Source organism: Corallococcus llansteffanensis (genome assembly GCF_003612055.1).
GTDB classification, from domain to species: Bacteria; Myxococcota; Myxococcia; order Myxococcales; family Myxococcaceae; genus Corallococcus; species Corallococcus llansteffanensis.
This window is the reverse complement of sequence record NZ_RAWB01000284.1, coordinates 1-12,938: the sequence shown is the minus strand read 5'-3', so window position 1 is coordinate 12,938 and position 12,938 is coordinate 1. Positions and strand designations below refer to the sequence as shown.

General features: G+C 68.6%; 10 protein-coding genes. 6 read left to right on the top strand and 4 right to left on the bottom strand.

The window, feature by feature from the left end; genetic code table 11:
* The first annotated feature begins 8 nt into the window (after positions 1-8).
* The 4 genes from D7V93_RS24680 to D7V93_RS24665 are packed head-to-tail and all read left to right on the top strand — an operon-like array spanning position 9 to position 7,767.
* A complete protein-coding gene (locus tag D7V93_RS24680; protein ID WP_120615466.1) occupies positions 9-674 on the top strand; it encodes an HAD family hydrolase in 666 nt (221 codons plus the stop codon).
* Positions 675-701: 27 nt separating this feature from the next.
* Positions 702-2,312: an NPN-dependent hydroxyacid isomerase, LarAH14/15/16 family gene (gene larAH, locus D7V93_RS24675; RefSeq protein WP_120645738.1), complete on the top strand. Its 1,611-nt coding sequence runs from the start codon at positions 702-704 to the stop codon at positions 2,310-2,312.
* A gap of 17 nt (positions 2,313-2,329) precedes the next feature.
* The gene (locus D7V93_RS24670; protein ID WP_120645737.1) at positions 2,330-6,742 is read left to right on the top strand and encodes an AMP-binding protein; all 4,413 of its coding nucleotides are present in this window, start codon (positions 2,330-2,332) and stop codon (positions 6,740-6,742) included.
* On the top strand, positions 6,739-7,767 hold the full coding sequence (locus D7V93_RS24665) for an NAD-dependent epimerase/dehydratase family protein (protein WP_120645736.1): 1,029 nt from the start codon (positions 6,739-6,741) through the stop codon (positions 7,765-7,767). The genes D7V93_RS24670 and D7V93_RS24665 overlap by 4 nt, the downstream gene beginning before the upstream one ends.
* Positions 7,768-7,792: 25 nt before the next feature.
* Here the strand turns inward: D7V93_RS24665 and D7V93_RS45915 are convergent, their stop codons facing one another.
* Complete coding sequence (locus D7V93_RS45915; protein WP_167509493.1) at positions 7,793-7,966, bottom strand: hypothetical protein; 174 nt, start codon at positions 7,964-7,966, stop codon at positions 7,793-7,795.
* Between the two features lie 5 nt (positions 7,967-7,971).
* Positions 7,972-8,853: a GGDEF domain-containing protein gene (locus tag D7V93_RS24660; protein ID WP_120611128.1), complete on the bottom strand. Its 882-nt coding sequence runs from the start codon at positions 8,851-8,853 to the stop codon at positions 7,972-7,974.
* Between the two features lie 208 nt (positions 8,854-9,061).
* Between D7V93_RS24660 and glgC the strand changes: the two genes are divergently transcribed.
* A complete protein-coding gene (gene glgC / locus D7V93_RS24655; protein ID WP_120645735.1) occupies positions 9,062-10,291 on the top strand; it encodes a glucose-1-phosphate adenylyltransferase in 1,230 nt (409 codons plus the stop codon).
* Positions 10,292-10,356: 65 nt separating this feature from the next.
* On the opposite strand, the gene D7V93_RS24650 is transcribed toward glgC, so the two are convergent.
* Together D7V93_RS24650 and add are read right to left on the bottom strand one after the other, a co-directional pair.
* Positions 10,357-10,827, bottom strand: coding sequence for a hypothetical protein (locus D7V93_RS24650; protein ID WP_120645734.1), 471 nt, complete (start codon positions 10,825-10,827; stop codon positions 10,357-10,359).
* 94 nt (positions 10,828-10,921) lie between these two features.
* On the bottom strand, positions 10,922-12,082 hold the full coding sequence (add, locus tag D7V93_RS24645) for an adenosine deaminase (protein ID WP_120645733.1): 1,161 nt from the start codon (positions 12,080-12,082) through the stop codon (positions 10,922-10,924).
* Between the two features lie 101 nt (positions 12,083-12,183).
* Here add and D7V93_RS24640 point away from each other — a divergent pair.
* A partial coding sequence (locus D7V93_RS24640; RefSeq protein WP_244237488.1) for an outer membrane protein assembly factor BamB family protein occupies positions 12,184-12,938 on the top strand: 755 nt, incomplete at its 3' end.

The following is a 12,938-nucleotide window of genomic DNA, read 5'->3' as shown; positions in this document are numbered from 1 at the left end:
CCCCCAAAGTGCCCGCCAAAGCAGCCTTCTTCGACGTCGACGGGACGCTGGTCCGGACGAACATCGTCCACGTCTATGCCTACTACGCGACCAACCGGGGCTCGCTCCGGGGCATCGCGGGCCGCACCCTGGGGACCGCCCTGGGGCTGCCGGTGTTCGGCATCCTGGATGCCGTCAACCGCAAGGCCTTCAACGAGTTCTTCTACCGCTACTACGCGGGCCTCAGTGAAGACCGGCTCGTCACCATCGCGGAGGACATGTTCGAGGACGTCCTCAAGCCCGCGCTCTACGAGCAGACGCAGGACCTCATCGACGAGGCGCGTCGTTCCGGCTGCCGCATCGTGCTCGTCACCGGGGCCCTGGACTTCACCATGCACCCGCTGGCCCGGCACCTGGGCTGCGACGACGTCATCGCCAACAAGATGCAGTTCGTGGGCGGCAAGGCCACCGGCAAGGTGATTCCGCCCATCATCGAAGGCGCCAACAAGGCCAACGCCATCCGCGCCTACTGCGAGAAGGAAGGCCTGGCCCTCAACCAGTGCCACGGCTATTCGGACAGCGCCTCCGACTACGCCATGCTCGCCGTCGTCGGACGGCCCACCGCGGTGAACCCGGACCTGCGGCTGCGCTCGCTCGCGCGCGCGTACAACTGGCCCATCCTGGACCTGAAGTAACCCCCTCCTTCCCCCCGGCCCACGCCCATGCGCCCGCTCAAGACGCTCCAGAAGCTGTACGACGAGGAAAGCCAGGTGGTCATCACCGAGAAGGGCAGCCCTCCCCGGGCGCTCTTCTACGGCGAGGGCTTCCTGCAGGAAGACCTGCCCGTGGGCACCCGGGTCATCTTCCCCCGCCCCCCGCTGGAGGGCGTGCCCAACGTGAAGGCCGCCATCCGCTGGGCCATCAACCACCCGGAGGGCATGGACCCGCTGCACGCGCTCCTGCGCCCCGGCATGCGGCTGACCTGCGTCATCGACGACATCAGCGTACCGCTGCCGCCCATGGTCACGCCCGACGTGCGCCAGTCCATCCTGGAGGTCGTGCTGGAGCTGTGCGCGGACTCCGGCGTGGATGACGTGCACCTGGTCATCGCCAACGCGCTCCACCGCCGGATGACCGAAGGCGAGATGAAGCGGATGGTGGGCGAGAAGATCTTCGACGCCTACTACCCGGACCGCTACTACAACCACGACGCGGAAGACCCGGACGGCATCACGGAGCTGGAGCGCACGAGCCACGACGAGGTGGTGGCGGTGAACCGCCGCGTCGCGGAGAGCGACCTCATCGTCTACGTGAACATCAACTTCGTGCCCATGAACGGCGGGCACAAGTCCATGGGCACGGGCGTCACCAACTACGCGTCGCTGCGGCACCACCACAACCCGAAGACCATTCGCGACTCCGACAGCTACATGGAGCCGAAGGCCTCCGCGCTCTACACGAAGAACACGCGCATCGGGACGGTCATCGACCAGACGCTCAAGGTCTTCCACATCGAGACCACGCTGAACAACCGCATGTTCGGCGCGCCCACGGACTTCCTCGCGAAGAAGGAGGAGGACTACACGGAGGCGGACCGGCTGAAGTTCCAGGCCCTGCGCTTCACGCTGTCCAAGCTGCCCCGGGCCGCGGCGCGCAAGGTGCTCAACGCCATCCCCGCGCCCTATGACGTGACGGGCGTGTTCGCGGGGGCCACGGAGCCCACGCACCAGAAGACGCTGGAGCAGAGCTGGAAGCAGTACGTGGTGCCGGTGGAGGGACAGAGCGACATCGTCATCTTCCCCATCCCGTTCGTCAGCCCCTACAGCGTCAACTCCATCCTCAACCCGCTGCTCGTGCAGGTGATGGGGCTTGGGTACTTCTACAACCTCAACCGGGGCGTGCCGCTGGTGAAGAAGGGCGGCGTGCTCATCCTCCTGCACCCGGCCTACGACGAGTTCGACCCCGTGCAGCACCCCAGCTACATCGAGTTCTTCCACCGGCTGCTGCCGGAGACGCGGGACTCCATGAAGCTGGAGCACAAGTACGAGAAGGAGTTCGCGGAGAACCCCAGCTACGTGCACCTGTACAGGAAGGGCAACGCCTACCACGGCGTGCACCCGTTCTACATGTGGTACTGGGGCGAGAATGGCCGCCAGCACGTGGGCAAGGTCATTGTCGCGGGCGCGGAGAACAACCACGTCCCGGCCCTGCTGGGCTGGGAGCGCACCGACACCCTCTCCGAGGCGATTGAAGAGGCGCGCGGCTTCATGGGGCGCTCGGCGTCCATCAGCCTGCTGCGCATCGCGCCCACGGTGATGGTGGACGTGAAGTGAAAGGGTCGCACACGGACATGGGCACGCCCTCCGAGCTGAACGTCACCGAGGTCTTCACCGGCAAGCGCATCGTCTTCGTCGGCACCACCGGCTTCGTGGGCAAGGTGACGCTGTCGATGCTGCTCTCCCACTACGGCGACGTGCTGGACCGCGTCTATGTCGTCGTGCGCAAGGGCAGCGCCGCGTCCGCGGAGCACCGCTTCTTCGACAAGGTCGCCCCCAGCGAACCCTTCCAGCCCCTGCGCGACAGGCTGGGGGACGAAGGCGCGATGGCGTACCTGCGCGAGAAGTGCATCGTGCTGGACGGCGACATCACCGACCCCTGGGTGGGCCTGGAGGAGGCGGACGTCGCGAAGCTGACGGGGCAGGTGCACGCCATCGTCAACTGCGCGGGGCTCGTGTCCTTCAACCCGTCGCTGGAGGTGGGCCTCAACGTCAACACCCACGGCGTGAAGAACGCGGTGGCGCTGGCGCTGCGGTGGGCGGTGCCGCTCATCCACATGTCCACCGCCTTCGTCGCGGGCAACCGCAGCGGGCTCGTCTTCGAGGACGAGCAGGTCTCCGGCTACTTCCCGAAGATGGAGGAGATGGACGGGCGCGACTTCAGCCTGGAGCAGGAGCTGGCGGACGCGGAGAAGACCGTGGCCCGGCTGCGCCAGCAGGCGGATGACAAGGCGCTCACGTCCATCTTCCGCCAGAAGGCGTTGGACCGGCTGGAGGAGGAAGGCCGCGACGCCACCGACGAGAAGACCCTGCGGCTCGCCGTCGGCCGCGAGCGCAAGCTGTGGCTGTCCGGCGAGTTGGTGCGCGCGGGCATGGAGCGCGCGCAGCACTGGGGCTGGCCCAACACGTACACGTACACCAAGCACCTGGGCGAACAGGTGATGGCCGGCACGCCGGGCCTTCGCTACTCCATCGTGCGCCCCTCCATCGTGGAGAGCGCGGCGCACTTCCCGTTCCCCGGCTGGAACGAGGGCTTCACCACGTCCGCGCCGCTGGCGTACGCGGGCATCAAGGGTCAGCGCGGCATCCCGGCAGGGGACCACGCCATCCTGGACATCATCCCGGTGGACCAGGTGGCGGGCGCCACGCTGGGCATCACCGCGCACGCGATCCAGGTGGAGGAGCGCCGCGTCTACCACCTGGCCTCCGGTGACGTGAACCCGTTCCTCGCGAGCCGGTCCGTGGAGCTGGTGGGCCTTTACCGCCGCCGCTTCTACCGCAACCGCGAGACGGGCAACTCGTTCGTGAACTCGCTGCGCTCGCGCATCGAGCCGCAGCCCGTGAGCAAGCAGGAGTTCCAGCTGCTCAGCGCGCCCATGCTGATGAAGGGCGCGAAGCTGCTCAAGAAGACCCTGGACGAGGTGCGGCCCTCGTGGGGCGCGCCGCGCATCCAGGCGATGGTGGACAAGGCCCGCCTCGCGCTGGACGAGGTGGAGTCGCAGGCCGGAAGCCTCACCGGCCTCATCGACCTGTTCCTGCCCTTCCTCTGGGAGAACCGGTACGTCTTCCGCTGCGACAACACGCGCTCCGTCTACGAGCGCATGGTGCCCGCGGACCGCGCGAAGATCGACTGGGCGCCGGACCGCATCAACTGGCGCGAGTACTTCCTGGGCACGCACCTGCCCGGCCTGGAGAAGTGGGTGTTCCCGGGCCTGGACGAGGAGCGCGAGAAGCGCACCGCCATCCCCGCGTCGCGCGACCTCTTGGAGCTGTTCGAGTCCACCGTGCACGCGTGGCGCCACCGGGTGGCCTTCCGCATGGCCGCGGGCGAGAAGGAGGAGCGCTTCACCTTCGGCGAGGTGCACCGCTACGCCGCGCGCGTGGGCAGCTTCCTCTTGGCCGCGGGCCTGAAGCGCGGGGACCGCGTGCTGCTGGTGTCGGAGAACCGGCCCGAGTGGGCCATCTGCTACTTCGGCATCCTGCGCGCCGGCGGCACGGTGGTGCCGGTGGACCCCGCCCTCACGGAAGCCGAAGTCGTCAACATCGCGAAGCGCGCGGAGGCGAAGCAGTGCCTCGTGTCCGAGCAGGCCGCCGAGGACTTCCCCGGCCTCTTCAGCGCGCTGGGTGAAGGCGTCGGCGTGACGAGCCTCGCGGAGGCGATGACGGGCGACCCGGCGTACCCGGATCGCATCGGGCCGGTGAAGAAGTCCGCGGCCCCCGATGACGTGGCGAGCGTCATCTTCACCTCCGGCACCACCGGCACGCCCAAGGGCGTGATGCTCACGCACCGCAACTTCACGTCGCTCGTGGCCAAGCTCGCGGGCGCGTTCAACGTGGGCGTGGGCGACGGCGTGCTGTCCGTGCTGCCGCTGCACCACACGTTTGAATTCTCCGCCGGCTTCCTCACGCCGTTCTCGCGCGGCGCGGAGATCACGTACATCGACGAGCTCACGTCGGACCGGCTGGGCGACGTCTTCGAGACGGGCCGCGTCACCGCGATGATTGGCGTGCCCGCGCTCTGGCAGCTCCTGCACCGGAAGATTACCCAGGAGATGGCGGCGCGACCGCCCGTGGTGGAGCAGGCGCTCAAGGCGCTGATGGCGGCCAACGGGGAGCTGCGCAACAGGAGCTCCCTCAACCTGGGCAAGCTGCTGTTCTGGCCGGTGCACCGCAAGTTCGGCGGGCGCGTGAAGGTGCTGGTGTCGGGCGGCTCCGCGCTGTCCGAAGAGGTGCACCAGGCCTTCCACGAGCTGGGCTTCACGATGCGCGAGGGCTACGGCCTGACGGAGGCCGCGCCGGTGCTGGCGGTGTCGGAGGCCACCAACAAGCGCACCAAGGGCACGGTGGGCAAGGCGCTGCCGGGCATCGAGTTCCGCATCCTCGCGCCGGACAACGACGGCATCGGCGAGGTGCTGGCCAAGGGCCCCAACGTGATGGCCGGCTACTTCGGTGACCGGGAGGCCACCGAGGCCGTGGTCAAGGAAGGCTGGCTGCACACCGGCGACCTGGGCCGCATGGACGACGAGGGCCGGCTGTACCTCATGGGCCGCGCCAAGGACGTCATCGTCGACGCCAACGGCAAGAACGTCTACCCGGACGAGCTGGAGGAGCTGTACCAGGAGCACCCGCACGTGAAGGAGCTGTCCATCGTCGGCCTCCCGGACGAGTCCGGCGGCGAGAAGGTGGCGTGCCTGTGCGTGCCGGACTTCAAGGACCGTCCTCGCGAGGAGGTGCGCCACGAGCTGGAGGAGCACTTCCGCAAGGTGAGCGCGGGCATGCCCTTCTACCGGCGCGTGAAGCTGGTGCGCTTCTATGACGGCGAGCTGCCCCGCACGTCCACGCGCAAGGTGAAGCGCAAGCGCGTGGTGGAGGAGCTGCAGCGGTTGGATCGCGTGGCCGCCAACGCGGGCCGCGTGAAGGAGAAGGCGCAGGCGCAGGCGACGTCCACCGGCGGTGTCGCGGACTGGCTCTACCCGCTCATCGCGGAGGTCTGCCACCGCCCGGCGTCGGACGTGCGTCCGGATGCGCAGCTCCTTGGCGACCTGGGCTTCGACTCGCTGATGCTCACGGAGATGTCCGTGGCGCTGGAGGGCGCGGGCGTGCCGCTGCCCGCCATTGAAGACCTGACGCAGGTGCAGACGGTGGAGGACCTGCGCAAGCTGGTGGTGGCGTCCGGCCGCCGGCCGTCGCAGGAGACGCGGGCGCGCGACATCCTCAAGGAGCAGGAGCGCGCGGAGGAGAAGGAGATCCCCGTCCCCGAGGCCGTGTCCGCGGTGGGCCGGCAGCTCCTGTCCTTCGGGCAGAAGGTGCTCTACGGCGGCGTCTTCGACGTGAAGGTGACGGGCAAGACGTTCATCCCGCAGAACCGCAACTTCCTCGTCATCGCCAACCACGCCAGCCACCTGGACGCGGGGCTGGTGCGCGTGGTGCTGGGCGAGCAGGGCGAGCGCATGGTGTCGCTGGCCGCGCGTGACTACTTCTTCGACACGCCGCTCAAGCGCGCCTGGTTCGAGAACTTCACCCACCTCATCCCCATCGACCGGCAGGGCTCCCTGCGCGAGTCCCTGCGCGTGGCCGGTGAAGCGCTCCGCCAGGGCTTCAACGTCCTCATCTTCCCGGAGGGCACGCGCTCCACGACGGGGGAGCTGATGGAGTTCAAGCCGACGCTGGGCTACCTGTCGCTCACCTACGGGGTGGACGTGCTGCCGCTCTACATCCACGGCGCCTACGAGGCGCTGCCCAAGGGCTCCATGTTCCCGAAGACGAAGGAGCTGGAGGTGCACGTGGGTCCGGCGCTGGAGCACGCGACGCTCAAGGCCCGGGCGCAGGGCATGGCGCGCTCGGAGGGCTACCGCTACGTGACGCACATCGCGGAGGAGGCGGTGCGCTCCCTGCGCGCGGGCAAGGTGCTGGACCTGGAGCAGGTGGGCGCTGACCGCGACTTCACCCCGCCCGCCCGCGCCCTGTCGGGAGGGAAGGACTCGTGAAGCTGCTCGTCACTGGAGGCACGGGGTTCCTGGGCACGCACCTGGTGCCCAGGCTGGTGGCCGCGGGCCATGACGTGCGCCTCATCGCGCGCAACAAGCCCACGGGCGCTGGCTTCGCCGGCACGGAAGTCCAACAGGGCGACCTGAAGGACCGCGAGGCGGTGCGCCGCGCGCTCGTGGGCGTGGACGCCGTCTACCACCTGGCGGGGCTCGTCTCCTTCCAGGGCAAGGACGCGCGGCGGATGTACGAGCTGCACGTGGACTGCACGCGCGAGCTGCTGCGCGACGTGCGCGAAGCGGGCGTGAAGCGCGTCATCCTGGGCTCCACCTCCGGCACCATCGCGGTGTCGAAGGAGGAGCGCGTGGGCACGGAGGACGACGACTACCCCATCACCACCGTCGCGAACTGGCCCTACTACCTGTCGAAGATCTACGAGGAGAAGCTGGCGCTGGAGTACTGCCGCAAGCACGCCATCCCGCTCGTGGTGATGAACCCCAGCCTGCTGATGGGCCCCGGGGATGACCGGCTCTCCTCCACCTGGACGGTGGTGAAGTTCCTCAACCGGGAGATTCCGTCCATGCCCGGCGGCGGCCTGTCCTTCGTGGACGCGCGCGACGCGGCGGACGCCTTCGTGCAGGCGCTCACCCGGGGCGAGGTGTACGGCCGCCACCTGATGGGCGTGAACATGTCGCTCGCGGACTTCTTCGACCGGCTCCAGCGCCTCACCGGCGTGCCCGCCCCGCGCATGAAGCTGCCCCGCGAGCTCAACATCTGGGGCGGCAGGCTCCTGGAGCAATGGGCGAAGGTGCGCGGCACCGTGTCGAAGCTCGACCCGCAGGAGGTCGAGATTGGCGAGCACTGGTTCTTCCTGGAGCCCGCCAAGGCCGAGCGCGAGCTGGGCTTCAAGGCCCGCGACGTCCACGAGACCCTGCTGGACACAGTGCAGTATCTCTACGGGAAGATGCCGCCGGGCAGCCTGCCGGGCACCCGCGGCCTGCTGGCCGGGACGCGCGAAGGCACCTGAGGCACGGGACGCGGTGTCCCCCTGCTCAAGGGGACGCCGCGCCCTGCTGCGGCTTGCCGCTCACGCGCTCCACGAGCCGGGCGGCCCGCGGGTCGGTGTCCTTGCGAGCCCACACCCAGGCGGCGCCGAAGAAGGCGATGCCCAGGAGCACGAGGAGGAACCGGGCCAGGAAGGACGGCCCACCCGCTTCGGCGGCCATGTGCTTCAGCCCACCACGCGGTTGCGGCCCGTCTTCTTGGCCTTGTAGAGGTTCATGTCCGCCACCTTGATGAACTGGGTGGGCTCCGACATCTCCGGCGCCACTTCCGCGACACCCAGGGAGATGGTGACCGGAATCTCCTTGTCCTCGAAGGTGAAGACCTTGTCCTCCACCAGCTTGCGGATCTTCTCCGCGAACATGCGCGCCTTGTCCGGCCCGTCCTCGGGCATGACGACGGCGAACTCCTCGCCGCCGTAGCGGGCGAAGCACTGCTCGCGGCGCACCAGCTTCTTGATGGACTGCGCCATCTCCCGCAGCACGTAGTCGCCGGCCAGGTGGCCGTGCACGTCGTTGATCTGCTTGAAGTGGTCGATGTCGAACATGAACATCGACATCGAGCGCTGGTACCGGTGCGAGCGGCCCATCTCCCGCTCCAGGTACTCCAGGAAGTAGCGCTTGTTGTTGATGCCGGTGAGACCGTCCGCGATGGTCAGCGTGTAGATGGTCTCGTGGTACTGGGTCTCGATGTTGTCGCCATCGAGGAACTTGAAGATGGAGCCGCCCACCTTCACCAGGTCCCCGCTGCGCAGGGGCTGCGCCTGGAGCACCTCCTTGTCGTTCAGGTAGGTGCCGTTGGTGGACTGGAGGTCCTCCACGAACATCTTCCCCTGGCGACCCCAGATGCGGGCGTGGCGGCGGGACACGTTGTCCAGGTCCACCACGATGTGGTTGTGCTGGTCGCGACCGATGGTGAACTCGGTCTCTTCCAGCACGTACTTCTTGCCCAGCTCCGGTCCGTGGATCTGCACGAGACAGCACTCCGTGCCGCGCTCGGGTCCCGGGGTGAGGCTGGAGATCTTGGTGACTCGGGTTTGGTCGCCAGACATCGCGCCGCCCACGCTAGCACGGAGGGTCCAGGGAAGCCACGCAAGCCGGGGGACGTACCAGGTGGCGTCGGTCCTCCTACATCCTCTGAAACCGGAACGAGAATTGGACCAGGGGGCCCCCCTCGCGGTTGGGCATTCAACGGAAGGGCCGCAAGGGCACGCACGGCCATTGTGGGACGGCGGGCGGGGGCTAACGTGGCCGGCACCTATGTCAAAGCTGCTGGCCATGATTCTGGCGGGAGGCGCGGGCACGCGCCTGGAGCCACTGACGCGCGAGCGCGCGAAGCCCGCGGTCCCCTTCGGAGGGCGCTACCGCATCATCGACTTCGTGCTCTCCAACTTCGCCAACTCCGGCGTGTACCGGATGAAGGTGCTGACCCAGTACAAGAGCGACTCGCTCAACAACCACCTGTCACGCGCGTGGCGCATGACGGCGTTCCTGGGCCACTACGTGGAGGCGGTGCCCGCGCAGATGCGCACCGGCCTGGACTGGTACAAGGGCAGCGCGGACGCCATCTACCAGAACCTCAACATCATCACGGACGAGGAGCCGGACCACATCTTCGTGTTCGGCGCGGACCACGTGTACCGGATGGACGTCCGCAAGATGCTGGACTTCCACATCGAACGGAAGGCCGCGTGCACGGTGGCGGCCATCCCGGTCCCCATCGAACAGGGGCGCGAGTTCGGCATCATCAAGGTGGGGCCCGACGGGCGCATGCTGGAGTTCCTGGAGAAGCCCAAGGACCCGCCGCCCATGCCGGGCAACCCGAAGATGTGCCTGGCGTCCATGGGCAACTACCTCTTCACCACCGACACGCTGGTGAAGGAGGTGGTGCGGGACGCCGCGGACGAGGCGAGCGCGCACGACTTCGGCAAGTCCATCATCAGCGAGCTGTACAAGCACGAGCCCGTGTACGTGTACGACTTCGCCCAGAACACGCTGGACGGCCAGGAGGAGAAGGAGCGCGGCTACTGGCGCGACGTGGGGAACATCGACGTCTACTACCAGTCCAACATGGACCTGGTGGAGGTGGACCCCATCTTCAACCTCTACAACGACCGCTGGCCCATCCACACGCAGCCCAACAACTATCCGCCGGCGAAGTTCGTCTTCGCGGACGCGGACAACAAGCGCGTGGGCAAGGCGACGGACTCGCTGGTGGCGGAGGGCTGCATCATCTCCGGCGGCAGCGTGCACCGCTCGGTGCTGTCGCCCAAGGTGCGGGTGAACTCGTATTCGGAGGTGGAGGACTCCCTCCTCTTTGAGAACGTCACCATCGGCCGCAGGTGCCGCATCAAGCGGGCCATCATCGACAAGAACGTGGAGATCCCGCCCGGGATGACCATTGGCTACGACGCGGCGGAGGACAAGCGCCGCTTCCACGTCACCTCCGGCGGCGTCGTCGTCATCCCCAAGGGGATGAAGGTCACCTGACGGTCTCCGCGCGGGCGCTCCCGGCTTGAATCCCGGGGCGCCCCGCGCACGTGCAGCAGCCGGCCTCAGCGGAAGGCGGCCTTCACGTCCGGGCGGTTGAGCACCACCAGCGCCCAGATGCCCGGGATGAGCCCCAGGCCACAGCACGGCCCGCAGCACGGGACGCAGCTGAGGATGGCAGCCGTCATCGCGAGGCCGTAGGTCTGCAGGTTCTTCATCTTCCACGCGCCGAAGACGACCAGGCCGTTGAGGACGAGCCCGGGCAGCGAGCTCAGGATGCGGAAGCCAGGCGACGTGAAGGCGCCCAGCATGCCGCGAATCTTCTCCTGGAGGTCCGGCGGGTACTGGGCCAGGGCGGCGTTGATGGCGTCCATCTGCGCTTCGGAGGAGCCGGAGCTGCCCACCATGCCGTAGAGCGAGTACAGGAACCAGAAGCCGCCCATCACCAGCATGAGGATGGCGGGGACGGAGAGGTCCTGGGCTGCCTTCGCGCGAGCAGGGCCAGGGTCCGGTGTGCCTTGGGGGTCGTCCATCATCCCTGCATTCCACCCGGGCCCGGGCCCCGCGCGCCAGGACAAACGACCACCTGCCGCCCGTGAGTCACACCGGGCGGCGCGGGGCGGGGCGCGCTCAGGCCTGCTTGCGCACGGCCGAGGGGCGCTTCTCGAAGGCGGCGAGCGTGGTGGCGATCTCCTGGTTCACCTGCCGCAGCATGTCCTGCTTCTCCCGGAACGGCAGGAAGGCGCTCTTGAAGCCGGAGACGATGATGGTGGTGAGGTCCTCGAGCGACAGGCCCAGCTCGCGGTGGGCGAGCCACAGCTCCTTCGTCACGGTGGTGTCGGTGATGAGGCGGTTGTCGGTGTTGATGGTCACCCGCAGGCCGTAGTCGAAATAGAACTTGAGCGGGTGCGACTCCAGCGACGTCACCGCGCCCGTCTGGACGTTGGAGGACGGGCAGACCTCCATGGGGATGCGGTGGTCGTTGACGTAGTTGAGCAGGTCGCCGTCCTCGCGCAGCCGGGTGCCGTGGCCGATGCGGTGCGCGCCCAGGGAGTGGATGGCCTGGGAGATGGACTCGGGGCCGTAGGCCTCGCCCGCGTGGGCGGTGCAGTTGACGTTGTTCTTGAGGATGAGGCGGAAGGCGTCCAGGTGGTCCTTGGCCGGGAAGCTGGCCTCGGCGCCCGCCAGGTCGAAGCCGACGACGCCGCGGTTCTTGTACGCGACGCTCAGCTCCGCCAGGCGCATGGACGTCTGGGGGTTGATGTGGCGGATGCCGCAGACGATGACGGCGCACTTGATGCCCGTCTCACGCTTGGCGGCCCGCAGGCCCTCCAGCACGGAGTCGATGACGGTGGTCATCTTCAGGCCCTTCTGGAGGTGAAGCGCGGGCGAGTAGCGCACCTCCAGCCAGCGCACGTTCTCCGCGGCGGCGTCCACCGCCAGCTCGTAGGCGGCGCGGTAGAGGGCGTCGGCGGTCTGGAGGACGGAGAGCGTCACGTCGAACGCGACCAGGTACTCCTCCAGGCTCTTGCACACCTGGCCCATGTGGATGGCCTTCGCCAGGCCGTCCTCGGTGTCCGCGAGCAGCTTCACCTTCTGCTGTTCGGCGAGCTCCAGGATGGTCTTCAGGCGCATGGACCCATCGAGGTGGCAGTGCAGGTCCGTCTTGGGCAGCGCGTGGAGCAGCTCCTCCGTCACCGCGAGCATGGGGGGAGGGATGATGTCCGAGCGCCGGGCGGAGGACGGAATGCCGGTGGCGTTGGGGGTTTCGTCTTCACGAATCGTGGGCATGGTCGAAGTTCCTTGCTTGCGTCATCCTCCCCCAAACCATGCCGTCTCGCGCCTGTCCACGCCTGCCCCTGTTGCCGTGCCTGACGTTGACGCTGGCCGTCATGGCGTGTCAGCGGTCGCCGGTGGACGAGGCCTTCCGCTTCTCCAGTGACGCGTCGTCCCGGACGGGGCTCGTCGCCCTGGCGGACGGCGTCCTCCTGGGCAACGAGGCAGGCACGGTGCTGCGCCTGGACCGCGAGGGCAGGCCGGTGTGGCGTGTCGGACTGGGCCGCGAGGTGGCGACCGCGCCCGTGGTCGCCGGGGGCGCGGTCATCGCGGGAACAGTGGTGGGGGACGTCGTCTGCCTGACGATGGAGGACGGCAAGGAGCGCTGGCGCCTGGGGGGCGGATTCCCCGTGCTGACGCCCCCGGTGGTGGACGACGCGGAGCGCACCGTCTTCCTGGTGGCGCCCGACGGCGAGGTGCTCGCCCTGGCGGTGGACTCCGGGCAGGTGCGCTGGAGGCGGCCGGCGCCGAAGGAGACCGAACCGCGCGAGCCGGCCAGTGCCGCGCCGCTGGCCCCCGCTCCAGGCCCCCTTCCAGGCTCCGGAGTCCGGCCGGTGGGCGCGCCGCACCCCGCGCCGGTGCTGGTGGAGGGCGTGCTGGTGGTGGCGTTGGGGGCGTCCGGGCTGTGGGCGTTGGATCCGGAGAGCGGCGTGGCGCGCTGGTCGCAGCCGGTGACGGACGTGGTGGGGCTGGACTCGGAGCGCGACACCGTCTTCGTGGCCACGCGTCCCGGGCGGGTGCTGGCGCTGTCGATGAAGGATGGGAGCCCGCGCTGGGAGCAGCGCTTCGCGGACGGGGTGACGGGGCCTCC